Here is a 20,508-nt window from a genome sequence, read left to right on the forward strand (position 1 = left end):
GGAATTCTGGTGAGCCGTGTTCTTGGCTGTCCGGCTTTCGGTGGGAGCGATACGGGCCCTCCGCGTGGCATTACCTACGACTTCATGTCCGTACCGGAGCCCTTTTCCTAATGACGAGCCCCACCGACTCCTCCACCAGCACCACCCCGCAGGTCGCGGTCAACGACATCGGCGACGCTGAGGCCTTCCTCGCCGCCATCGACGAGACCATCAAGTACTTCAACGATGGCGACATCGTCGAGGGCGTCATCGTGAAGGTCGACCGTGACGAGGTGCTCCTCGACATCGGTTACAAGACCGAGGGCGTCATCCCGTCCCGTGAGCTCTCGATCAAGCACGACGTTGACCCGCACGAGGTCGTCTCCGTCGGTGACAACATCGAGGCCCTGGTTCTCCAGAAGGAGGACAAGGAGGGTCGTCTCATCCTGTCCAAGAAGCGCGCTCAGTACGAGCGTGCCTGGGGCACGATCGAGAAGATCAAGGAAGAGGACGGCATCGTCACCGGTACCGTCATCGAGGTCGTCAAGGGTGGTCTCATCCTCGACATCGGCCTCCGTGGCTTCCTGCCGGCCTCGCTCGTCGAGATGCGTCGTGTTCGCGACCTCCAGCCCTACGTGGGCAAGGAGCTCGAGGCCAAGATCATCGAGCTGGACAAGAACCGCAACAACGTGGTCCTGTCCCGCCGTGCCTGGCTGGAGCAGACCCAGAGCGAGGTCCGCCAGACCTTCCTCACCACCCTGCAGAAGGGTCAGGTGCGCTCCGGCGTCGTTTCCTCGATCGTCAACTTCGGTGCGTTCGTGGACCTCGGCGGCGTCGACGGTCTGGTTCACGTCTCCGAGCTGTCCTGGAAGCACATCGACCACCCGTCCGAGGTTGTCGAGGTCGGCCAGGAGGTCACCGTCGAGGTTCTCGACGTTGACATGGACCGCGAGCGCGTCTCCCTGTCGCTGAAGGCGACCCAGGAGGACCCGTGGCAGCAGTTCGCCCGTACCCACCAGATCGGCCAGGTCGTTCCGGGTAAGGTCACCAAGCTGGTTCCGTTCGGTGCGTTCGTCCGCGTGGACGAGGGCATCGAGGGTCTGGTCCACATCTCCGAGCTGGCCGAGCGCCACGTCGAGATCCCGGAGCAGGTCGTCCAGGTCGGCGACGAGATCTTCGTCAAGGTCATCGACATCGACCTCGAGCGTCGTCGCATCAGCCTCTCGCTGAAGCAGGCCAACGAGGCCCTCGGTGCCAACCCGGCCGAGGTCGAGTTCGACCCGACCCTGTACGGCATGGCCGCTTCGTACGACGACCAGGGCAACTACATCTACCCGGAGGGCTTCGACCCCGAGGCGAACGACTGGCTGCCCGGCTTCGAGAAGCAGCGTGAGGAGTGGGAGCGCCAGTACGCCGAGGCGCAGTCCCGCTTCGAGCAGCACCAGGCCCAGGTCATCAAGAGCCGTGAGGCCGACGCCGAGGCCGCTGCCGAGGGTGGCGACGCTGTTGCCGCCGCCGCCGGTGGCTCGTACTCCTCCAGCAGCGACGAGGGCTCCGGCGCTCTCGCTTCGGACGAGGCCCTGGCTGCCCTGCGCGAGAAGCTGGCGGGTGGCCAGAGCTGAGGCTCTGACCCTGCTGGTGCTCGGCGCATAGCGCCATAGCGTCACCGATGAACCCCACCCGGTATTCCGGGTGGGGTTCATTGTTTTGCTGCGACTCGCCCGCTCGCCTCCGGGAGTTGTTCGGGGCGTTCACTTATTTGTTCATTATGTGCACGATTTTTGTGATAAGGGGCTCATCGGATGCCTATGGGCGATTCGGGACCTAGGACCTACCTTGGGATGAGTTGCCCGATGGGCGGCTCCCCCCGGCCCCGCACGCTAGGCACCCCCCCACATGCGCCGTAGCACCGCAGTGACCTCCTCCGCTCCTTCGTCCGCCGACCCCAAGGTCGACGGACGCCTTGCCGCCCTCGGCCGGTTCTGCTTCCGGCACCGGCGCTGGGTGCTCGGCTTCTGGGCCGTCGTCCTGGTGATAGGCGTGCTGATCGGCGGCCGGGTCTTCGCGGGTTCGGTGGCCGGCGCCTCCTCGGCCAGCTCCGAGGCCGACCGGGGCAGCGCCGTGGTCACCGCGGCCGACCCGGCCCGGGGCACGGTCACCGCCGTGGTGGACGGAAAACCGGTGGACGACCAGGCCGTGCGGGCAGCCGTCACCCGGGCCACCGCCGAGATCACCGCCCTGCCCGGGGTCTCCTCGGCCACCGACGCCTACGGCCCCGGCCCGGCCGGCGCCGCGCTGCGCTCCGCCGACGGCAACGCGAGCCTGGTCTCGGTGCGGATGGCCGACACCAGCACCGACGCCCAGACCGCCGCCGTCACCCAGCGCCTCGCGGACATCAAGGCCGACGGGGCCCAGGTCAAGGTCGGCGGGGACCTGGTGCTCCAGGACGAGGTCAAGAAACAGACCGAGAAGGACACCCGGTTCGGCGAGATCGTCACCCTGCCGCTGACCCTGATCGTCATGGTGCTGGTCTTCGGCGGCCTCGCCGCCGCCAGCCTGCCGGTGATCGGCGCCGTCGCCTCGGTGGGCGGCGCGCTCCTGGCCATGTTCGGCTTCAGCAAGATCATGGACATCGACACCAGCGTGCTGCCGATCGCCACCGTGCTGGGGCTCGGCCTCTCGATCGACTACGCGCTGCTGATGGTCAACCGCTTCCGGGAGGAACGCGGCCACGGCGCGGGCATCGCCGCCGCCGTCGAACGGACCGCCGCCACCGCCGGCCGGACCGTCGCCTTCTCCGGGCTGACCGTCGCCGTCGCCCTCTCCGGCCTCTTCGTCTTCACCAGCCCCGTGCTCGGCGCGGTCGCCGCCGCCGGCGTGAGCGTGGTGGTGATCGCGGTCGCGGCCGCGCTCACCCTCGTCCCGGCGTTGCTCGGCTTCGCCGGCAGCCGGATCAAGGCGCCCACCGCCCCCGTGCCCGACGAGGGCTTCTTCAGCCGGACCGTCCGCCGGGTGCGCAAGCGCGCGATGCCGGTCGCGCTCGCCTGCGTCGCGCTGCTGATGGCCGCCGGGGCGCCGTTCCTCCACGCCGACATGCGCAGCTCGGGCGCCGCCGTCCTGCCCGCCTCCTCGGCCGGCCGCCAGGTCGCCGACACGATCGACCAGCGCTTCCCGCTGGCCTCGCAGGCCCCGATCACCGTGGTGGTCGAGGGCGGCGCCCCGGTCGCCCAGGCGTATGCCGACGACGTGGTGGCCAAGCTGCCCGGCGTCAGCGGGGTCCGGGCGGTCACCCCGGTGAGCGACAAGGTCTCCACCATCGACGTACTGGTGCACGGCGACCCGCAGGGCGGGCAGGCCAAGAAGGTGGTCGACGAGCTGCGCGCCGACCGCGGCGGGCTCACCACCCACGTCACCGGCGGCGCGGCCTCGATCGTCGACTTCCAGCACGAACTGCTCACCCGGGGGCCGATCGCGCTCGGCCTGGTGGCGCTCGGCACGCTGGTGCTGCTCTTCCTGATGACCGGCTCGGTGGTGATGCCGGTCAAGGCCCTGCTGATGAACCTGCTCTCGCTGGGCGCCTCGCTCGGCGCGCTCACCCTGGTCTTCCAGGACGGGTACTTCAGCGGGATGCTCGGCTTCAGCCCCGCCGGCGGGCTGGAGACCTTCATCCCGGTGCTGGTCTTCGCCTTCGCGTTCGGGCTGTCGATGGACTACGAGGTCTTCCTGCTCGCCCGGATCAAGGAGCTCCGGGACAAGGGCCACAGCTGTACGAGGGCCGTGGAGCTGGGGGTGCAGCGCAGCGGGAAGATCATCACCTCGGCGGCGCTGCTGATGGTGATCGTCTTCGCCGGCTTCGCGCTCGGCGACATGCTGATGGTCAAGCAGATGGGCATCGCGCTGGCCGTCGCGGTGGCCGTCGACGCGACGCTGGTCCGCTGCCTGCTCGTCCCCGCGGCGATGAGCCTCTTCGGCGAGTTCAACTGGTGGGCGCCGGCGCCGCTGCGCCGCCTGCACAACCGGTTCGGGCTGAGCGAGCACGTCGAGCTGCCGACCATCGAGCCCGCGGTGATCCCCGGCCAGCGCCCGGCGGCCAAGGAGCTCGTGGGTACGACGCCCTAGCTTGGGTCAGCGGGCGGGGTCCGCGGCCGGCTGCCGGAGGAGGGCGAGGCGGCTGGCGGTGCGGTCGAGGTCGCGTTGCAGGGTGGAGTCGGCGGGGAGGCCGGCCAGGGGGTCGGCGCCGATCAGGACCAGCCGGAGGTCGCGGTCGCAGCAGACGTCCACCAGGTTGGCGAAGCGCCGGCGGGCGTCGGGTGAGGCCTCGGTGAGGGGCGGGACGCCGTCGAGGACGAGGGTGGGGAAGCGGTCGGCCAGCGCGAGGTAGTCGGGGACGGCGGTGCGGCCCTCGCACAGCTCGGCGAAGCCGAACCAGACCAGATCGTCGCGGACCGCCCGGGCCGGCAGCTCGTGGTGGTGCACGGCCACCGGGCCGGCCTCCTCCGCCCGGGGCGGGGTGAGCCCGGCCGCGGCCTCGTCGCCGGGGTGCAGACGGGCGCCGAGGGCGAAGCCGTGGGTGCCCTCCGGCCGGGGCTGCCGCCGGAAGTCGACCGGCCCGGAGACGTCGATGACGTCCATCCGCTCCTCGATCAGCCGGATCGTCGGCTCGAAGAGGTGGTGGTACAGCGGGTCGGGCATCAGGCCGGCGGGCGGGTAGTTGGACGTGGTGACGAGGGTGATCCGCCGGTCCAGCAGGGTGCGGAAGAGCCGGGCGACCAGCATCGCGTCGCCCGCGTCATGGGCGTGGAACTCGTCGAAGACGAGGATCCGGCAGTCGCCGAGCAGCTCGTCCACGGCCCGGTCCACCGCGGCGCCGTCCCCGTGCGGGCCGTCGGTGTGGTGGCTGTCCGAGTGGTGGGCGACGCCCTCGTGCAGCCGGCGGAAGAAGTCGTGGAAGTGCAGCCGCCGCTTGCGTGGGGTCGGCAGGCCGTCGAGGAAGGTGTCCACCAGCCAGCTCTTGCCGCGGCCGACCGGGCCCCAGAGGTAGAGGTGGCGCGGCGGGCGCCGCAGCCGCCAGGCGGGGTGGGCCAGTTCGCCGGCGAGCCGGCTGAGCCGCTCGACCGGGGGCTCCTGGGCGGGGTCGAGTGTGAACCCGCGCTGCCCGGCGGCGCGCAGGAAGTGCGCGCGCATCGACTCGTACTGTTTCCCCGCCCTGTCCGTCACGGGTTGGGACCCTAGCAGGGCGTCAGAGCGGCCATGATCGCGGGGAGTTCCCCTTCCTCGGGCGTTCAGTGCAGGCGGCGCAGCAGTCCGACGGCCGTGCGGAGGGTCTCCTGCTCCTCCGGGGTGAGGCGGGCCTCGATGGCGGTGGCGATCCGGCTCTCGCGGCGGGCGCGCTGTTCGTGCAGGGCGGCGCGGCCGGCGTCGGTGGGGGTGACGAGGAGCTTGCGGCCGTCGGTGGCGTGGGGTGTCTGGGTGACCAGGCCGGCCTCGGTGAGCAGGGCGACCGTGCGGGCCATCGACTGGTGCCGGACGCGCTGGTGGGCGGCCAGTTCGCTGACGGTGCGGGCGCGGGCGTCGCGGATCAGCAGGCCGAGGACGGCGGCCTGGTTCTGCGGCAGGGCGTCGCCGGTCCGCAGGGCGCGGACCAGCTCGCCGACGGCGGTGCGGAGGTCGGCGGCGAGTTCGAGGGTGTCCGGGTGCGGGGTCTCGGGTGCGTGTGGGGCCTGCGGTGCCTGCGGGGGCTGGGGTGTGCGCGGGGGCTGGGGTGCGTTGCCGGTCATGGGAGAAGCCTAGCGGCACGGTCTACAGCAAAACTGCACAGCCTTGCTGTATGTTCTGAGGCATGCGAATCACCAAGTTCGGACATGCCTGCGTACGCCTGGAGCACGACGGCACCACCGTCGTCGTCGACCCGGGCGTGTTCACCGGCCCCGCCGCCCTCGCCGGCGCGGACGCGGTGCTGATCACCCACGAGCACTTCGACCACTTCGAGGAGGCCCGGCTGCGCGCCGCCCTGGAGGCCGACCCGGCGCTGCGGGTCTGGACCAACAGCGCGGTCGCCGCGCAGCTGGACGGCGTGGCGCAGCGGGTGACGGTGGTCGGCGAGGGCGATGCCTTCGAGGTCGGCGGGATCGGCGTCTCCGTGCACGGCGAGTGGCACGCCGTGATCCACCCCGACATCCCGTTGGTGCCGAACATCGGGTTCCTCTTCGACGGCCGGCTCTTCCACCCCGGCGACGCGCTCACCGTGCCGCCGCACCCGGTGGAGACGCTGCTGCTGCCGATCGCCGGGCCGTGGACCAAGGTCTCCGAGCTGATCGACTACGTGCGGGAGGCGGGCCCGCGGCAGGCTGTGCCGGTCCATGACGCGGTGCTCAGCCCGGCCGGTCTGGCCGTGCACACCCGCCTCGTCGGCCCCGGCGGCCCGGGCACGGGGGCGGAGCTGCGGACGCTCGGTGAGGGCGAGAGCCTCGACCTGGGCTGACCGGGCGCCGTGGGCGCCGGTAGCCTGGCGCCATGCTGAAGATCGGACTGACGGGCGGTATCGGTGCGGGCAAGAGCGAGGTGTCGCGGCTGCTCGCCGCGCACGGCGCCGTGCTCGTGGACTCGGACGTGATCGCCCGCGAGGTGGTCGCCCCCGGCACGGACGGCCTGCGGGCCGTGGCCGCCGAGTTCGGCCCTCAGGTGCTCCGGGCCGACGGGTCGCTGGACCGCCCCGCGCTCGGCGCGATCGTCTTCGCCGACCCCGAGCGGCTGACGGCCCTGAACGCCATCGTCCACCCGCTCGTCCGGGCCCGTTCCGCCGAGCTGGAGTCGGCGGCGGCCCCGGACGCGGTGGTGGTGCACGACGTCCCGCTGCTGGCCGAGAACGGGCTCGCCCCGCTGTACGACCTGGTCGTGGTGGTCGACGCCGAGGACGACGTCCGGATCGACCGCCTGGTCCGGCTGCGCGGCATGGCGGAGGACGAGGCCCGGGCCCGGATGGCCGCGCAGGCCACCCGGGCCGACCGGCTCGCCATCGCCGACGTGGTGATCGACAACAGCGGGCCGCTGGAGGCGCTGGCCCCCCGGGTCGCCGAGGTCTGGGGCGAGCTGAAATCCCGTCAGGGCTGATCTGGCCAGATCGCCCGGGTAACGGCGATCATGGAGTAATGGCTGATCACATAGCTCCCACAGTCGTCCACCTCGCCGAGTACGGCCGGCCCGAGCAGGCCGAGATCCTCGGTGACGGCCCCGATCCGTACGGTGTCGCGCACACCGGGCTGACCTTCCGGCCCAAGGAGATCCACTTCGGAATCCGCGAGGTGGGCGGCCGTCTGGTCGCCCACACCGGCCTCCTGCGGCTGCCGCTCACGGTGGGCGGTGTCGACCTGGACGTGATGGGCGTCGGCGGGGTGGCCGTCGCCCCCGACGCCCGGGGGCGCGGCCTGGCGCGCACGGTGGTCGGCGCGGCCCTGGGCCACGCGCGGACGCTTGGCCCGCGGTACGCGCTGCTGTTCTGCAGGCCGCCGCTGGTCGGGCTCTACCGGCGGCTGGGCTTCCGGGAGTTGCTGGGGGACGTCCACGTGGAACAGCCCGAGGGGCGGGTCGTGGTCATGCCGCTGCGGACCATGTGGACGCCGCTGCACGGGGACGCCGGCTGGCCCGAGGGGCCGGTGCGGCTGCGCTCGCTGCCGATGTGAGCGGGGCGGCGGCTACTCCGGCCAGGCGGAGGTCTCGATCACCTCGACGAAGTCGGTCCGCTCGAACCCCGGGTCGAACCGGGCCAGGACGTCCGCCTTGACGTTTCCGAAGGTGGTCTCCGGCCTGGGGGCGATCCCCTCGTGGAAGGCGCGCAGGATGCCGCGCTTGAAGTCCGGCCGGGGGTGGGCGGCGGTGACCGCGTCCCGCGCCCCGGCGGGGAGGTCGTGGTAGCCGATGCCGAGCACGTCCAGCTCGACGCCGGCGGTGGTGAGGGCGATCTCCGGCTCCAGGTACTCCGGGATGCCGGGCGTGGTGTGCAGGGCGATCGCCTCCCAGACCAGGCGGGTCCGCTGCTCCGGCACCTGGTGGGCGCGGAGGAACGCGGCGGCCGCCTCGGCGCCGTCGATCTCGAACCGCCGCCCGGAGGCGCGGTGTTCGGGGGCGAGGCCGAGGTCGTGGAACATCGCGGCCAGGTAGAGCAGTTCGGCGTCGAAGGCGAGGCCGCGGCGCTGCCCCTGGAGGGCGCCGAAGAGGTAGACCCGGCGTGAGTGGTGGTAGAGCAGTTCGGTGGAGGCGTCCCGGACCAGTTCGGTGGCCTCGGTGGCGAGCCTGCTGTCGGGGATCCTCACCCCGGCGATCTCGGCGATCTCGGCAATCTCGGCGATCCCGGTGGTCCCGGCGATCCCGGCGGTCCTGGTGGTCATAGGGCTGCTCCTTCGGACGTGGTGATGGTGCCGTGCTCGACCGCGGCCGCGGCGAGGGCGCGCAGGATCGGGTGTGCGCGGGTGCCGTCGCCGGCCAGCTCCGGCTGGAACAGCGTGGCGAGGAAGAACGGGTGTCCGGGGAGTTCGAGCACCCGCAGGTCGCCGTCGTCGTCCACGCCGCTGAACCGCAGCCCGTGCTCGCGCAGCCGGTCCAGGTACGCGGAGTTCAGGCCGTACGCGCAGTGGTAGCGCTCCAGCGTGCGGGTCGTCCCGAGGACGCGCTCGGCGAGCGACCCGGGGGCGATCTCCACCGCTCCCTCGTGCCCGACCAGCGAGCAGCTGAGCGGCACGATCACCAGGTCGTCCTCCTCGGGGTGGCTCTCACCGTGTGCGGCGCCGCCGATGCCGCAGACGGTGCGGGCGTACTCCAGGACGGCGTGCTGGAAGCCGGCGCAGGTGCCGAGGAACGGGATGCCGCGCTCGCGGGCCGTCCGGACGGCGGCCACCGCGCCCGACTCGCTGCGGTACGGGCTGCCGGGGAGCAGCCAGATCGCGTCGAAGCCGTCGAGGGCGGTGGCCGTCCCGGCGTCCTCGGTCGGGATCCAGTAGGCGTCCAGCACGAGCTGGTCGCGGGTGGCGAGCGCGTCGAGCAGCCCGGGGATGCGGGCGTGCGAGCGGACGGCGGGGGAGCGGTCGCCGACCAGGGCGATGCGGGGGGTTCGGTACGTCATGCGGCTATCCTGACCGCGCGTTGGGCATCAGCGCCAACGATGATTTCTGACCCGTCGATCAGAGGTTCTGATAACCGTGGATCCGCACCAGCTGCGCACCTTCGTCACCGTGGCCCGGCTGGGCTCCTTCTCCGAGGCGGCCCGCGAGCTCGGCTACACCCAGTCCGCCGTCTCCCAGCAGATCGCGGCCCTGGAGGCGGACCTCGGCGCCAGTCTGCTGGTCCGCCGCCCGGTCGGCCCGACGGAGGCCGGCGTGCGGCTCCTGGAGCACGCCGCTCCGCTGTTGCTGCGGCTCGACGCGGCGCGCGCCGACGTCGCGCGCCTGGCCGGCACCCCGGTCGCCCGTCTGCTGCTCGGCGCCACCCCGCTGGCGGTCGGCGCAGCCCTGGGGCGCGCGCTCGCCGAGGTGCGCCGGGCGTACCCGAGGGTGGACCTCACCGTGCGGGTGGTCGCGCAGGAGGTCCTGCCCCCACTGGTCGCCACCGGCGAGGTGGACCTCGCGCTGATCGACGGCCTCGCCGCCCCCAGCGACCCGCTGCCGCTGCCGGACGTCGGCCCGCTCACCACCGTCGCCGTCGACGAGCAGCCGCTCGCTGTCGCCCTGCCCGCCGGCCACCCGCTGGCCGGTCACCTGGGCCTGGCCCTGGCCGACCTCTCGGCCGCCCGCTGGCTGGACGCCCCCGACATCGCCCCCGCCGCCGCCCGGCTGCGCGCCGCCACCGCCGTCGACGGCTTCCGTCCGGCCGCCCGGTACCTGGGTACGGACGTGCGCGGGCTGCTCGCCCTGGTCGCGGCCGGGCACGGGCTGGCCGTGCTGCCGGCCTCGGCGCTCGACGGTGCGGCGGGCGTGGCCGCGGTGCCCGTCCGGGAGCCGCGGCTGGTCCACCGGACGGAGCTGGTGCACGGCAGCCTGCCCGAGGGGCCGGCGGCGCTGCTGGCGCGGCTGCTGGACGGCTGACGGCCCAGTGTCCTATCCGACGATCTCGGCACCCTCGCAGCACGGCCCGTCGAGCTGGTAGCAGAGGTAGCGCAGGCACCCGAGGCAGATCTCGATGTTCTCCATCCGCCAGGTGTCGCCGTGGCAGGCGCAGACGGCGCGTTGGCGCAGCGTCATGTCCCAGCCGGAGCGGCCGCCGAGGGATTCGTAGGCCTGCTCCAGGAAGGCCGTTGTCGGCTCGCCGAGGTGCCTGCCCCGGCGTACGGCGTCCAACTGCCAGCAGCGGAGGGCGAAGAAGGCCCTGCCGTCCACCAGTCCGGCGGGGCTGCGGCCGTTTTCGTCCCAGGCCCGGGCCGCCGCGGCGACCCGCTCGGGGAAGGGGAGGGTGCGGTCGAGGAGGAGGGAATTCCTTCCCGGTGTGGTGGAGTTCGGTATCTGGCCGGTCGTCATGGCGGCCCCCTTTCGGGGCTCACGGTAGGTCATCGCCCATCGCGGGCGTCAACGCGGGGTGCCGGTCTGCCCTCCGCCCTGCCTCCCCCGTCCCGGTGTGCCCGTCCCGCCGCCCCCGTCCCGCCGTACGGGCTACCGGCGGAGTGGCGTGCGCGGGTTCGCCGGGCCCGGCCGCCCATAGTGCGTCCATGACGCGTACACGGACGGCGGCCCTGCTCTGTGCCGCCACACTGATCGCCACCGCCCTCCAGACCACGGCCGCGGCAGTCGCCGGCGTGCCGGAGTACCGGCCCTGTGTCAGCTCCCCGGAGCCCGCCGGCGGCCCGGCCCGGCAGGTGCTCGACATCGCCCGGCAGGCGAAGGAGGAGCTCCACCTCAAGTCGGTCGTGCTGAGGGTCACCATCGACGGCCGGGAGGTGGTCACCGGTGCCCTCGGCGAGTCGATGACCGGCGTGCCCGCCGAGCCGGGCATGCACTTCCGCGCCGGCTCGGTCGCCATCGCCTACCTGGGCACCGTGCTGCTCCAGCTCGTCGACGAGCAGCAGGTGGGCCTCGACGAGCCGCTCGCCCGCTGGCTGCCCGACGTGCCGCACGCCGACCGGATCACCCTGCGCATGCTCGGCGACTCCACCTCCGGCCTCGCCGACTACGTCACCGACCCGGAGTTCCTGGCCGCGTACAACGCCGACCCGTTCCGCCAGTGGACGCCCGAGGAGGTGGTCGGGATCTCGACCTCCCACAACCTCTGGTACGACCCGGGCACCAACTGGAGCTACTCGCACGCCAACTTCCAGCTCCTCGGCGCCGCGCTGGAGAAGATCACCCACACGCCGCTGGACAGGCTGCTGGAGCAACGCATCACGGGCCCGCTCGGGCTGCGCGACACCCGGGACGGCACCACCCCCGACATCCCCACCCCCGTGCTGCACTCCTTCACCGCCGAACGCGGCACCTACGAGGAGTCCACCTTCTGGAACCCGTCCTGGACCACCGCCCCCGGCGCCGTCCTCACCACCCACATCTGTGACCTCGCCCGCTCGGCGGAGGCCATCGGATCGGGCGAGCTGCTCTCGCCGGCCGCCTACCGGACCCAGCTCGACCCCGGGACGGTCGGGCTCCCCGGGCCCACCAGGACCTGCCCGGAGACCGTCTGCCTGCCGGGCTTCAACACCGAGGCGAAGCACTTCGGGCTCGGCGTCACCGTGGTGAACGGCTGGGTGATCCAGAACCCGTCCTTCGCCGGCTACGCCGCCGTCCAGGCCTACCTGCCGGCCGACCGCCTCGCCATCGCCGTCACCACGACCAAGGAGTGCGACGCCCCCGAGGGCAACAACTCCGACACCATCACCAAGCGCATCGCGGCGGCGCTCACCCCCGACCACCCGATCGACTGACGGGTTCTTCCATCCGGAGTGGCGTCCCGAGGCACGCCCCGGGACGCCACGCCTTTCGCGGGCCGGTCACTCAGGCGCGGTGGCCGTGGCCTTCCCGTCGGCGACCAGGGCGCGGAGCGAGGTGCGCTGGGCGTAGGCCATCAGGGAGACGGTCAGGGTGGCCATCACGACCGCGAAGACGGCGTGGCCGAGGGTGGAGGTGACGCCGAAGCCGATCGCGCCGAGCACCAGGTGGCTGCCGAGGCGCAGGCCGAGCAGGGCGAGGGCGATGTTGCGGGTGCTCTTGCCGCGCCAGAGCAGTGCGGCGAGCTTCAGCCGCGGGCGCAGCACGGTGAGGGAGACCGTGATGTTGGCGACGATCAGCGCGACCAGGGCGGGCCAGGCGGCGGGGAAGGCGTGCAGCAGGTCGAAGGCGCCGGCGATGACACCTTCGAAGCCGAAGTACCAGGTGGGGAGGCGGAGTTCCGCGACGGTGGGGATCGGCTTGGTGTCGGCGGTGGCGGTGGCGGTGGCGGTGGCGGTGGCGGTGGCGGTGGCGGTGGCGGTGGCGGTGGCGGTGGCGGTGTCGGCGGTGTCGGTGGTTGCGGTGCTCATGGTGTTCCCCCGTGCGGTCCTGGTCCGGCCCTCGCCGGTGTGATCACGACTATGCCGGGTGGGCGGCCACCGCCGAAAGGATCTGACCTCACGTCTGTCGTATGACGACTGTCATAGCGAGGTCGTGCCCAGGCGCCCGCCCGCCGGGCCGGTCGTTGCGGGAGAGCCCCGTCGGCAGTCCGAAATGAGCCATCATGCACGGTTCGGGGCAAGGTGATTCGGTGGCCATTCGGCGGGGGTAATCTTCACAACATTCCCAGTAGCGTCACATCCACTTCCGCTGCAGGGGTGCCCGCGGCTCGGCGGGCACCATCACCTGCGCACTACCGAAGGGACCAGTGACATGATCAAGCGCGCCCGCCGACGGTCGCCACTGCGCGCGGTGTTCGCCGCCGCCGCCACCCTGTTCGCCACCGTCCTGCTCGCCGGTACGGCCGCCGCGCCCGCCAGCGCCGCCACGACCTGGAAGCGGCCGGCCGGCGGCTGGAGCTGTTCCGGCGCGGCCCTTCCCGCCGGGTGGGTCATCACCGACTACGACAGCTCGGGTTGCGGCGGCTTCGGCTCCTGGTACCAGGAGCCCGTGCACGACAAGATCCTGACCTGCTCGGGCTCCCGGGTCATCGCCGGGTACGTCATCACCGAGTACTACAAGACCGGCTGTCGGGGCATCGGCGCCTGGTTCCACGAGCTGGCCCACGACAAGCAGTGGACCTGCAGCGGCTCGCCGATTCCGCCCGGCTACCACTCCACGAGGTTCGTCTCGGCCGGCTGCAACGGCATCGGCATGTGGTACATGGAGCGCATCTGACCGAAGGTTTCGCACGGCACCGCCTCGCAGGTCCCGGCCTGCGGGGCGGTGCCGTGCGGCACGCGGCCGGTCGGGCCTACGCGAGGGGACGCCGGAACAGCGCGCTGAGCAGCACCGGGATGCCGAACAGCGGCGAGCCGGCCGGCTGCGGCTCCATCGGGCGGATCTCGACCTCGGTGAACTCCGAGAAGAGGTGGCGCAGTTCGTCCGGCGTGTAGGCGAGCCCGCCGTCCAGCCGGCCGTTGCGGTAGAGCTCCTCGTCGGGCAGCTCGGACCCCATCGCCCCGGCGGCGAAGGCGTTGACGACGAGGTGGCCGCCGGGCGCGAGGACCCGGTCGAGGAGGGCGAGGTAGCTGATCCGGCGGTGCGGCGGGAGGTGGTGGAGGCAGCCCGAGTCGTACACCACGTCGTACTGCCGGTGGGGGAGTTGGACGTCGAAGATGTTGCCGCAGTGGAACCGGACGTCGACGCCCGCTTCGCCGGCCCGCTCCTCGGCCCAGGCGACCGCGGTGGGCGAGAGGTCGACGGCGTCCACCTCGAAGCCGAGCGAGGCGAGGTGGATCGCGTTCCGCCCCGGCCCGGCCCCGAGGTCCAGGGCGCGGCCGGGTGCGGTGAGCAGGCCGCGGTCCAGGTAGGAGACGAGGTTCTCGTCGGGCTTGGGCACGAAGAACGGCCGCCCGGCGGACCGGTCCGCGTAGAACTGGTCCCACCAGCCGGCGGCCTCGTCCGTCCACCGGTCGGCCTCCGGGAGGAAGAGCCGGTCCAGCAGGCGCAGAACGTCTTCGGTCGTGCGGATGTCGCGGTGCATGCAGAGCCCCCTCCACGGGCGGACGCCGGTGTGTCCGCTGCTGTGAATTTTAGTGATCCGGGGGCAGGAAATCCCTGGTCAGATGGGGTTCGTGCCTTGCTCGGAGGGTGTCGCCAGGGAGCTCTGGAGTGGCTTTGATCCCGACCCCTTCCGGGCACCATGCGCGCGGCCGCGGGCCCCCGCGGAGGGCCGTCCTGGGGCGTTTGCGGGGCGCGACGGCATCCGGGTTTCCGGGGGCCCGGATAACGCTTTCGCCACGGATGGGGTCAGCCCGCCGAGTCGGCCAACACGCGGGCGGCAGCAAGGACACCGTCCTCCCAGGCGCGGTACTCGGCCGGCCGGTAATCGGCGAGATGGTCGACCAAGTACTCTTCGCCCATGGCGTCGAGGAACGCGCGCTCGGGCGCCGTCCGGACGTCGGCCCGGAACTCCCCGCACCAGACCCGCCCGGCGACCGCGCCCGCCGAGACCTCGCCGGCCCGGAGCTGTGCCGCGAGGTGGTGGAGCAGGCAACGCTCGGCGGTCGCGGCGTCGGGCATGGCGACGCCCAGCTCGTCCAGGGCCTGCCGGAGCAGCGTGGCGAGCTCCTCGGAGTCGTCGCGCCGCCCGCGCCCGGCCAACTCCCGCAGCACGGGGGAGTCGTACCCGTGTGCGAGCAGCACCGCCGCCCCCATCGGCAGCTCGTCGGCCGGCACGAGGTTCGTGAGGTACTGCCAGGCCAGCTCGAACGGTTCGTCCATGTCTGGATTCTGCGGACTACGAGCGTGAGCCGTCCAGCCGGTTTCCCGTGGTCAGGGGCTGGTGGGGAGGCCGCCGGAGTGGAGGGCGGTGACGAAGGCGCGCCAGGCGTCGGCGGTGAAGGTGAGGCCGGGGCCGTGAGGGTCCTTGCTGTCACGGACGGGGACGGCGTCGGGGATGCCGTCGGCGACTTCGATGCAGTCGCCCTCGCCGTTGCTGTAACTGCTCTTGCGCCAGTGAGTGTCATTTGGGTCGTGCAGCATCAGGCCCTGCTCCTCTGCGGTGTCCCCTTTTTCCAGCAGCGTGGCACCCGGCGCGGGCGCACGCAACAGCCCCCGCGCCGGTGGCGCGGGGGCTGGAGTGGGTTACGAGTTGGGGAGGTCGCCGGTGTGGATGGCGGTGATGAAGGCGCGCCAGGCGTCGGTGGTGAAGGTGAGGGACGGCCCGTGGGGATCCTTGCTGTCCCGGACCGGGACGGCGCCGAGGATGCCGCCGTCAGCAACTTCGATGCAGTTTCCGCCTTCGCTGCCGCTGTAACTGCTCTTGCGCCACGCCAAGTCAGTCGTCATTTCCGTACCCCTCTGTAACTAGCTTGTGCATCCAGGACAAGGAATCCTCAGCGCTCATCGAAGCCGCCGCAAGCTGGTTGAACACAAGTTCATGGCGGGCGATGTCGGACTCCTTCTCTATGTAGAGGCTGCTTGTCAAGGCCTCCACATAGACGATGTCGCCGGGTACATCGGCGAAGGAGAGGATGTGAAAGGCCATGCTCATGGAGGGGTGAGTGCCGGCACTGAACGGAAGAACCTGAACCGTGATGCTCGGCTTCTGTGTCAGCTCAATGAGGTGATGTACCTGTGCCCGCATGACGGCTGCTCCACCGACCGGTCGGCGTAGAACCGATTCGTTGAGGACTGCCCGGATGACTGGCGGATCCGGCCGGTGAAAGACCTCTTGACGCTGGATCCGGAGCTTAACGCGACGTTGGATCTCATCCTCGCCTTGCTCGGACGGCGAGATCTGGAACATAGCGCGAGCGTAGTCGGGCGTCTGAAGCAAGCCAGGGATGAGTTCGGTTTCGTAGGCGCGGATGTGTGACGCATCTGCTTCCATCCCGACGTAGGTCTGGAACCACTCGGGCAGCGCGTCTCCGTAGTCGTGCCACCAGCCCCGCTGAGTACTTCGGCGAGTGAGTGAGACGAACTGTCGTAGCTCGGCTTCGTCCGTGACGCCATAAAGTTCGAGCATGGCGCGGACGTCCGATTCCTTCAGGGTCGTCTGACCTGATTCGATTCGGGATACCTTCGTCGCGCTGAACCGCAATGTGTCGGCCGCAGCCTTGGCCTGGAGCCCGGTGCGCTCGCGAAGTCGTCGCAGCTCAGAGCCGAGCCTACGCCGCAGCACAGTCGGACTGTCCACTCTCGTAGCTCCCTCTTGGTTGACGTCGAGTCACAGTCTGCCACCTCCCTCTGTGATCACAAGAGTCTTGCGATAGCGCGCAATTGCGGAGACTGGCGCTTGCGAAATGACGCCATCGCGGAGCATGCTACAGGGAGTAGCTCTACGGTTCGCCTGAGTGATCAAGGCGGCTGGTTGCCGGGCATCCCTATGCCCTCTCCCAATCGCCCTCCGGCATCAACTCGCCTTCAACTCCCTGCGCCTGGAAGGTGGCTCCGCCATGCCTGAAATCGCCGACTCGTCCCCCGTCTCCGCCGCTCAGGCTTCCTGCTGGCTGGCCCGCAGCCGGCGGTCGCCCGGTGAAGCGCGTCGATTGCTCGAAAAGCTGCTCGCTGACGTCCCAGACGGCCAACGCTTTGCCGGCGTGGGGCTGTTGCTCTGCTCCGAGCTGGTGACGAACGCCGTTCTGCACGGCACGCCCAGCGGTAATCGCATCCGCCTGGCGCTCTCCGTCGACGCCGCCCGCCTGCGGATCGAGGTGCATGACGCGCGGGCGGAGCGGGAGCCCGTGCTTCGCCCCAGCTCCGCCGACGACGAGAACGGGCGCGGCCTCATCCTCGTCAAGTCCCTCTCGCTGCGCTGGGGTTGCTGCCCGCGCGTGGGGATCGGCAAGATCGTCTGGGCTGAGATCGGCCCGGACGCCACCGCCGGGGAGCGTGCCGCGTGAGGGATGACCGCCTCGTCACGGCCGAGATCACCGGCGGCATCATGCCGCCGACGACCTTCCCGCTTCTCCCCAGGGCCCTGGGCGCGCTCTGGTTCGCCCTCCAGTTCCGCCCGCTCCGCAGACCGCAGTGGATGTGGTTCGAGCGCTACCTCACCGGCCCGGCCGCCGAGCGCGTCGTCGCCGAACACCTCAACTACACCGGGCCGTTGTCCCTCCCGGTCATCCTCCCCGAGGGCGTCCAACACCTGTGCGTCCACTGGACCGCACTGGGGGGCGACCGGTGATCCACCGCTTTTGCCCCTGGTGGTTCCTGCACTGTTCCCGTGCGCCCGTCGCGCGCCTGCTCCGGGCCGAACGACGCCGCCTCGATGCCGAGTTGGCGCTCATCCTCCCGGAGGCGTCCGCCCGTATCCGCGAACGCGTCCTGGCGTCCCTCGCTTCGCAGTACCCGCGCTGACGGCGTCTGCAGCCGCCCCGGAGCAGGATGTCGGCCGGTCCGACTTCCTGCTCCGTCACCCGCAAGCCCTCCAGGGAGCCAGTGGGCACGGGTTCGCGTGATCAATGAGTTCCGTGCGCTCGGTGGTCAACCACGGCAACGGACGCGCTCCGTACGGGCTCGCCATCGATGTCTTGTCGCCCTTCCTGCAGTTCCTGGGGCTGACGCGACCCGATGAGCTCTGCCCGAGCCTCGGCAACGTTGGCCAGGACGTCGCCATGCACGGACTCGGCGAGGAACGGGACGGTGTGGGGGTGAGGGTAGCCCCCGTATCGACTCGGGTGTCACCACGGTGGGCGGCTGGTGCGGTGGCCCGGCACGCTGGGGCAGGAAGGGCGCAGGCAAGCAACAGGAACAGGAGTGATCGGTGAAGGCACGTGCGGGGGCCGCAGCACTGTGGGTGGGGATTTGCGCGGTGGCGGTATCGGGGATCTTCCCGGCAGCGGCTGCGGCGGAGCGGGCGTCGGCCTCGCCGCCCGCCGGCCTCAAGCAGGCCGTCGAGCAGACGGTCGCGGACGGATTCCCGGCTGCGGTGGCGTATGCCAGGAACGGAGCGCGGGAGTCACGGATGGCGGCAGGGCTCGCGGACACGGCGACCGGCGAGCGAGCCCGGCCGGACCAGCGGTTCCGGATCGCCAGCAACACCAAGTCGTTCGTGTCGACGGTGCTTCTGCAGCTGGAGGGCGAAGGGCGGCTCTCGCTCGACGACAGCGTGGAGAAGTGGCTGCCAGGAGTGGTCCAGGGCGACGGCAACGACGGCGGGGCCATCACCATCCGGCAGCTGCTCAACCACACCTCGGGCATCTACGACCCCACCAACGAGCCGGAGTTCTTCGCCCCCTACCTGGAGCGCCACGACTGGGGCCACGTCTACACCCCTCGGGAGGTGATCGCCCGCGCCGTCCGGCACGAGCCGCTGTTCGCGCCCGGCGGCGGGTGGTCGTACTCCAACACCAACTACCTGCTCGCCGGGCTGGTGATCGAGGCGGCTACACATCGCAGCGCGTCCTCCGAGGTCCATCGGCGGATCCTCGCCCCGCTCGGTCTGAACGACACCTCCTTCCCGCTGACCGATCCGGCCGTTCACGGCCCTCATCTGCACGGGTACGACCTCAAGGGGCGCGATGTGACCCGGTTCAGCCCGTCGTACGACTGGACCGCCGGCGCCATGGTCTCGACCGTCGACGACCTGGCCCGTTTCCACCGGGCCCTGTTCACCGGCAAGCTGCTGCGCCCCGCCCAGCAGCGCGAACTCCTGACCACGGTGCAGTTCCCCGACGAGCCGGCGTACGGACTCGGCGTGCAGCGCGAGGAGGTGACATGCGGCTCGGGGGCGGACGCCAGGCCGGTCAGTGTCTGGTCGACCGACGGCGGCGGGCCCGGCTTCACCAGCATGTCGCTCACCACCCCCGACGGTGAGCGACAGCTGGTCCTCGCCTTCAATGTCTTCGACCTCGGAGCGGACCTGAAGCACGAGCGGCCCTTCCCGGTTAGCACGGCACTGGTGAAGGCGCAGACGGCAGCCCTGTGCGACTGAGGCACTGCCATGCCTCCACGAGCCGGCCCACTGGCGTGGTGCGCAGGCTCGCGGGCCGGGGCCCTCTTGGGGCCCCGGCCGCGTTCTGGTGCGCGCGTACGATCGTCGAGTCGACCGCGACGACCCGGTCCAGGTCGCCCTCGGCGTCGGCCCGGGCCCCGGCCTGGGCGGGTAGGACCGTGAAAACTCGCTCCCAGGTGCCGTCGATCGCCCGGTTCCGCAGCAGGGTGTACCAGGCGCCCCACCGCCCCGAGGTGGGCGATGGGCTGATGGCCGTGCTTGATCGGAGAGAAGCGACCTAGTCCCGCCTGAACACCATCCGGAGCACCGACTGGGCCAACTCCTCCACATCGCCTTCCGCGCTCTCCGGCAGTGCGCCGCTCAACCAGAGACTGGCGAAGCCGTGGGCCAGCGACCACGCGGCGATCGTCGTCGCCCGGTCCGCCTCCTCGCCGGGCGACAGCTTCTGCGCACTCGCGGCCAGGACCGCGCCGGCGCGCTTCTGTGCCGCTGTCACCTCCGGGTCGTCCGCCCGGTACAGCTCCGGTCGGAACATCACCTCGAAGTACGGCCGGTGGTCGACGGCGAACCGGACGTACGCCACGCCGGCCCCGTACGGGTCGCCGGCCGCCCGTTCCAGGCTGTCCGCGAACAGTCCGAACCCCTCCGCGGCGACCGCCGTCAGCACTCCCGTCTTGTCCCCGAAGTGGTGTGCCGGCGCCGCGTGTGACACTCCCGCGCGCCGGGCCAGCTCGCGCAGGCTCCACCCGGACGCGCCGGACTCGCCGATGGCTTCCAGGGCCGCGTCGAGCACGGCGCGCCTCAGGTTTCCGTGGTGGTAACTCGCCTGGTTGATCGGTCCCGCCTCCACTCTCGGTCGTTCTTCTTCCTCCCCACTCTATCTAGACATTGACAAGATGGCGCGCGTGCTCCAATCTTGCCAGTGGCAAGATTGGAGGCCGGGATGGTCCCGCTCATCGCTCTCATCGGCGGCTTCGCCGTCCTTCGGCTGCTCGGCCTGGTCGCCGTGGACGCCCTCGACTCCTGGCAGCCCGCCCTGCGCGGCGGCCTCGCCCTGATGTTCGTCACCACTGCGGTGCCGCACTTCATCGCCTCCTGGCGGTGTGACTTCGTCGCGATGGTCCCGCCGGCGCTGCCCCGGCCGGACCTGCTGGTCACCCTCACCGGCGCCCTGGAGCTGGCCGGCGCCGTCGGCCTGCTGATCCCGCCGCTCGCGCCGTTCGCGGCCGCGGGCCTGGCCCTGCTCATGCTCGCGATGTTCCCGGCCAACGTGTACGCGGCCCGGGGCGGGCTCACCCTCGCCGGAAAGCCCGTGACTCCGCTGCCCGCCCGTACCGCGCTCCAGGTGGTCTTCGTCGCCGCTGCCGTCGCCGCGACGCTCTGAAACACGCGCGCGGGGGGGGGGGGGGGGGGGGGGGGAACCCCCCCCCCCGCGCGTGCGAGGGCCCCCCCCCCTCCCAACCGCGAAGGAGGCGTTGGCTGGGGAAGAGGGTCTCCCCCTCTTTT

Annotated in this window: 24 protein-coding genes; 12 read left to right on the forward strand and 12 right to left on the reverse strand. The window is 71.5% G+C overall.

The genetic code is table 11. The annotated features are described in order from the left end of the window. The first annotated feature begins 110 nt into the window (after positions 1 to 110). Both rpsA and ACZ6NC_RS04295 read left to right on the forward strand, forming a co-directional pair. Positions 111 to 1,601 (forward strand): 30S ribosomal protein S1, encoded by a 1,491-nt coding sequence (gene rpsA / locus ACZ6NC_RS04290; protein ID WP_360183362.1) that lies wholly within the window; start codon positions 111 to 113, stop codon positions 1,599 to 1,601. Between the two features lie 274 nt (positions 1,602 to 1,875). Next, positions 1,876 to 4,098, forward strand: a complete 2,223-nt coding sequence (locus ACZ6NC_RS04295) for an MMPL family transporter (protein ID WP_465728795.1) — start codon at positions 1,876 to 1,878, stop codon at positions 4,096 to 4,098. Between the two features lie 6 nt (positions 4,099 to 4,104). Here ACZ6NC_RS04295 and zapE read toward each other — a convergent pair whose 3' ends face one another. Together zapE and ACZ6NC_RS04305 are read right to left on the reverse strand one after the other, a co-directional pair. Then, on the reverse strand, positions 4,105 to 5,196 hold the full coding sequence (gene zapE, locus ACZ6NC_RS04300; protein WP_465728797.1) for a cell division protein ZapE: 1,092 nt from the start codon (positions 5,194 to 5,196) through the stop codon (positions 4,105 to 4,107). A 65-nt stretch (positions 5,197 to 5,261) separates the two neighbouring features. Continuing rightward, a complete protein-coding gene (locus ACZ6NC_RS04305; protein ID WP_465728799.1) occupies positions 5,262 to 5,756 on the reverse strand; it encodes a MarR family winged helix-turn-helix transcriptional regulator in 495 nt (164 codons plus the stop codon). 62 nt (positions 5,757 to 5,818) lie between these two features. Here ACZ6NC_RS04305 and ACZ6NC_RS04310 point away from each other — a divergent pair, with 62 nt between their 5' ends. Genes ACZ6NC_RS04310 through ACZ6NC_RS04320 form a run of 3 tightly spaced genes read left to right on the forward strand, consistent with a single transcriptional unit; the run spans position 5,819 to position 7,658 of the window. After that, positions 5,819 to 6,460 (forward strand): MBL fold metallo-hydrolase, encoded by a 642-nt coding sequence (locus tag ACZ6NC_RS04310; RefSeq protein WP_465728801.1) that lies wholly within the window; start codon positions 5,819 to 5,821, stop codon positions 6,458 to 6,460. Between the two features lie 32 nt (positions 6,461 to 6,492). After that, a complete protein-coding gene (gene coaE, locus ACZ6NC_RS04315) occupies positions 6,493 to 7,089 on the forward strand; it encodes a dephospho-CoA kinase (protein WP_465728803.1) in 597 nt (198 codons plus the stop codon). Between the two features lie 38 nt (positions 7,090 to 7,127). Further along, positions 7,128 to 7,658, forward strand: coding sequence for a GNAT family N-acetyltransferase (locus tag ACZ6NC_RS04320; RefSeq protein ID WP_465728805.1), 531 nt, complete (start codon positions 7,128 to 7,130; stop codon positions 7,656 to 7,658). Between the two features lie 12 nt (positions 7,659 to 7,670). Here the strand turns inward: ACZ6NC_RS04320 and ACZ6NC_RS04325 are convergent, their stop codons facing one another. Then, the gene (locus ACZ6NC_RS04325; RefSeq protein WP_465728807.1) at positions 7,671 to 8,363 is read right to left on the reverse strand and encodes an HD domain-containing protein; all 693 of its coding nucleotides are present in this window, start codon (positions 8,361 to 8,363) and stop codon (positions 7,671 to 7,673) included. Continuing rightward, positions 8,360 to 9,094: a CTP synthase C-terminal region-related (seleno)protein gene (locus tag ACZ6NC_RS04330; protein WP_465728809.1), complete on the reverse strand. Its 735-nt coding sequence runs from the start codon at positions 9,092 to 9,094 to the stop codon at positions 8,360 to 8,362. Before ACZ6NC_RS04330 ends, ACZ6NC_RS04325 begins: the two co-directional genes overlap by 4 nt. Before the next feature lie 76 nt (positions 9,095 to 9,170). Between ACZ6NC_RS04330 and ACZ6NC_RS04335 the strand changes: the two genes are divergently transcribed. Continuing rightward, positions 9,171 to 10,052, forward strand: coding sequence for a LysR family transcriptional regulator (locus ACZ6NC_RS04335; RefSeq protein WP_465728811.1), 882 nt, complete (start codon positions 9,171 to 9,173; stop codon positions 10,050 to 10,052). A gap of 12 nt (positions 10,053 to 10,064) precedes the next feature. Here the strand turns inward: ACZ6NC_RS04335 and ACZ6NC_RS04340 are convergent, their stop codons facing one another. Then, a complete protein-coding gene (locus ACZ6NC_RS04340; RefSeq protein WP_465728813.1) occupies positions 10,065 to 10,481 on the reverse strand; it encodes a hypothetical protein in 417 nt (138 codons plus the stop codon). A 188-nt stretch (positions 10,482 to 10,669) separates the two neighbouring features. On the opposite strand from ACZ6NC_RS04340, the gene ACZ6NC_RS04345 reads away from it, so the two are divergent. After that, on the forward strand, positions 10,670 to 11,875 hold the full coding sequence (locus tag ACZ6NC_RS04345) for a serine hydrolase domain-containing protein (protein WP_465728815.1): 1,206 nt from the start codon (positions 10,670 to 10,672) through the stop codon (positions 11,873 to 11,875). 66 nt (positions 11,876 to 11,941) lie between these two features. On the opposite strand, the gene ACZ6NC_RS04350 is transcribed toward ACZ6NC_RS04345, so the two are convergent. Beyond that, the gene (locus ACZ6NC_RS04350; protein ID WP_465728817.1) at positions 11,942 to 12,469 is read right to left on the reverse strand and encodes a hypothetical protein; all 528 of its coding nucleotides are present in this window, start codon (positions 12,467 to 12,469) and stop codon (positions 11,942 to 11,944) included. A gap of 343 nt (positions 12,470 to 12,812) precedes the next feature. On the opposite strand from ACZ6NC_RS04350, the gene ACZ6NC_RS04355 reads away from it, so the two are divergent. After that, the gene (locus ACZ6NC_RS04355; RefSeq protein ID WP_465728819.1) at positions 12,813 to 13,277 is read left to right on the forward strand and encodes a hypothetical protein; all 465 of its coding nucleotides are present in this window, start codon (positions 12,813 to 12,815) and stop codon (positions 13,275 to 13,277) included. 76 nt (positions 13,278 to 13,353) lie between these two features. Here the strand turns inward: ACZ6NC_RS04355 and ACZ6NC_RS04360 are convergent, their stop codons facing one another. The 5 genes from ACZ6NC_RS04360 to ACZ6NC_RS04380 all read right to left on the reverse strand — a co-directional run bounded on the left by ACZ6NC_RS04360 (position 13,354) and on the right by ACZ6NC_RS04380 (position 16,242). After that, on the reverse strand, positions 13,354 to 14,085 hold the full coding sequence (locus tag ACZ6NC_RS04360; RefSeq protein ID WP_465728821.1) for a class I SAM-dependent methyltransferase: 732 nt from the start codon (positions 14,083 to 14,085) through the stop codon (positions 13,354 to 13,356). A gap of 266 nt (positions 14,086 to 14,351) precedes the next feature. Next, positions 14,352 to 14,825, reverse strand: a complete 474-nt coding sequence (locus tag ACZ6NC_RS04365; RefSeq protein WP_465728823.1) for a hypothetical protein — start codon at positions 14,823 to 14,825, stop codon at positions 14,352 to 14,354. A gap of 51 nt (positions 14,826 to 14,876) precedes the next feature. Next, the gene (locus tag ACZ6NC_RS04370) at positions 14,877 to 15,086 is read right to left on the reverse strand and encodes a DUF397 domain-containing protein (RefSeq protein WP_465728825.1); all 210 of its coding nucleotides are present in this window, start codon (positions 15,084 to 15,086) and stop codon (positions 14,877 to 14,879) included. 102 nt (positions 15,087 to 15,188) lie between these two features. Then, complete coding sequence (locus ACZ6NC_RS04375; protein WP_465728827.1) at positions 15,189 to 15,392, reverse strand: DUF397 domain-containing protein; 204 nt, start codon at positions 15,390 to 15,392, stop codon at positions 15,189 to 15,191. Next, entirely contained in the window at positions 15,382 to 16,242 is an 861-nt protein-coding gene (locus tag ACZ6NC_RS04380; protein ID WP_465728829.1) for a helix-turn-helix domain-containing protein, read from the reverse strand. Before ACZ6NC_RS04380 ends, ACZ6NC_RS04375 begins: the two co-directional genes overlap by 11 nt. Before the next feature lie 259 nt (positions 16,243 to 16,501). Here ACZ6NC_RS04380 and ACZ6NC_RS04385 point away from each other — a divergent pair, with 259 nt between their 5' ends. The 3 genes from ACZ6NC_RS04385 to ACZ6NC_RS04395 all read left to right on the forward strand — a co-directional run bounded on the left by ACZ6NC_RS04385 (position 16,502) and on the right by ACZ6NC_RS04395 (position 18,981). Then, positions 16,502 to 16,948: an ATP-binding protein gene (locus ACZ6NC_RS04385; protein ID WP_465728831.1), complete on the forward strand. Its 447-nt coding sequence runs from the start codon at positions 16,502 to 16,504 to the stop codon at positions 16,946 to 16,948. Next, positions 16,945 to 17,232: a hypothetical protein gene (locus ACZ6NC_RS04390; protein ID WP_465728833.1), complete on the forward strand. Its 288-nt coding sequence runs from the start codon at positions 16,945 to 16,947 to the stop codon at positions 17,230 to 17,232. Before ACZ6NC_RS04385 ends, ACZ6NC_RS04390 begins: the two co-directional genes overlap by 4 nt. A gap of 627 nt (positions 17,233 to 17,859) precedes the next feature. Continuing rightward, complete coding sequence (locus ACZ6NC_RS04395) at positions 17,860 to 18,981, forward strand: serine hydrolase domain-containing protein (protein WP_465728835.1); 1,122 nt, start codon at positions 17,860 to 17,862, stop codon at positions 18,979 to 18,981. A 298-nt stretch (positions 18,982 to 19,279) separates the two neighbouring features. Here the strand turns inward: ACZ6NC_RS04395 and ACZ6NC_RS04400 are convergent, their stop codons facing one another. Further along, a complete protein-coding gene (locus ACZ6NC_RS04400; protein WP_465728837.1) occupies positions 19,280 to 19,852 on the reverse strand; it encodes a TetR/AcrR family transcriptional regulator in 573 nt (190 codons plus the stop codon). A 72-nt stretch (positions 19,853 to 19,924) separates the two neighbouring features. Between ACZ6NC_RS04400 and ACZ6NC_RS04405 the strand changes: the two genes are divergently transcribed. Then, positions 19,925 to 20,386, forward strand: coding sequence for a DoxX family protein (locus ACZ6NC_RS04405; RefSeq protein ID WP_465728839.1), 462 nt, complete (start codon positions 19,925 to 19,927; stop codon positions 20,384 to 20,386). Positions 20,387 to 20,508: the final 122 nt, after the last annotated feature.

The sequence above is a fragment of the Kitasatospora sp. NPDC041988 genome, from assembly GCF_055588525.1.

What these genes read in the sequence shown, in the direction of transcription:
- rpsA (WP_360183362.1), top strand. Translation starts at nt 111, where the DNA reads ATGACGAGCCCCACCGACTCCTCCACCAGCACCACCCCGCAGGTCGCG.
- ACZ6NC_RS04295 (WP_465728795.1), top strand. Translation starts at nt 1,876, where the DNA reads ATGCGCCGTAGCACCGCAGTGACCTCCTCCGCTCCTTCGTCCGCCGAC.
- ACZ6NC_RS04305 (WP_465728799.1), bottom strand. Translation starts at nt 5,756, where the DNA reads ATGACCGGCAACGCACCCCAGCCCCCGCGCACACCCCAGCCCCCGCAG.
- ACZ6NC_RS04310 (WP_465728801.1), top strand. Translation starts at nt 5,819, where the DNA reads ATGCGAATCACCAAGTTCGGACATGCCTGCGTACGCCTGGAGCACGAC.
- coaE (WP_465728803.1), top strand. Translation starts at nt 6,493, where the DNA reads ATGCTGAAGATCGGACTGACGGGCGGTATCGGTGCGGGCAAGAGCGAG.
- ACZ6NC_RS04320 (WP_465728805.1), top strand. Translation starts at nt 7,128, where the DNA reads ATGGCTGATCACATAGCTCCCACAGTCGTCCACCTCGCCGAGTACGGC.
- ACZ6NC_RS04325 (WP_465728807.1), bottom strand. Translation starts at nt 8,363, where the DNA reads ATGACCACCAGGACCGCCGGGATCGCCGGGACCACCGGGATCGCCGAG.
- ACZ6NC_RS04330 (WP_465728809.1), bottom strand. Translation starts at nt 9,094, where the DNA reads ATGACGTACCGAACCCCCCGCATCGCCCTGGTCGGCGACCGCTCCCCC.
- ACZ6NC_RS04340 (WP_465728813.1), bottom strand. Translation starts at nt 10,481, where the DNA reads ATGACGACCGGCCAGATACCGAACTCCACCACACCGGGAAGGAATTCC.
- ACZ6NC_RS04345 (WP_465728815.1), top strand. Translation starts at nt 10,670, where the DNA reads ATGACGCGTACACGGACGGCGGCCCTGCTCTGTGCCGCCACACTGATC.
- ACZ6NC_RS04350 (WP_465728817.1), bottom strand. Translation starts at nt 12,469, where the DNA reads ATGAGCACCGCAACCACCGACACCGCCGACACCGCCACCGCCACCGCC.
- ACZ6NC_RS04355 (WP_465728819.1), top strand. Translation starts at nt 12,813, where the DNA reads ATGATCAAGCGCGCCCGCCGACGGTCGCCACTGCGCGCGGTGTTCGCC.
- ACZ6NC_RS04360 (WP_465728821.1), bottom strand. Translation starts at nt 14,085, where the DNA reads ATGCACCGCGACATCCGCACGACCGAAGACGTTCTGCGCCTGCTGGAC.
- ACZ6NC_RS04365 (WP_465728823.1), bottom strand. Translation starts at nt 14,825, where the DNA reads ATGGACGAACCGTTCGAGCTGGCCTGGCAGTACCTCACGAACCTCGTG.
- ACZ6NC_RS04370 (WP_465728825.1), bottom strand. Translation starts at nt 15,086, where the DNA reads ATGCTGCACGACCCAAATGACACTCACTGGCGCAAGAGCAGTTACAGC.
- ACZ6NC_RS04375 (WP_465728827.1), bottom strand. Translation starts at nt 15,392, where the DNA reads ATGACGACTGACTTGGCGTGGCGCAAGAGCAGTTACAGCGGCAGCGAA.
- ACZ6NC_RS04385 (WP_465728831.1), top strand. Translation starts at nt 16,502, where the DNA reads ATGCCTGAAATCGCCGACTCGTCCCCCGTCTCCGCCGCTCAGGCTTCC.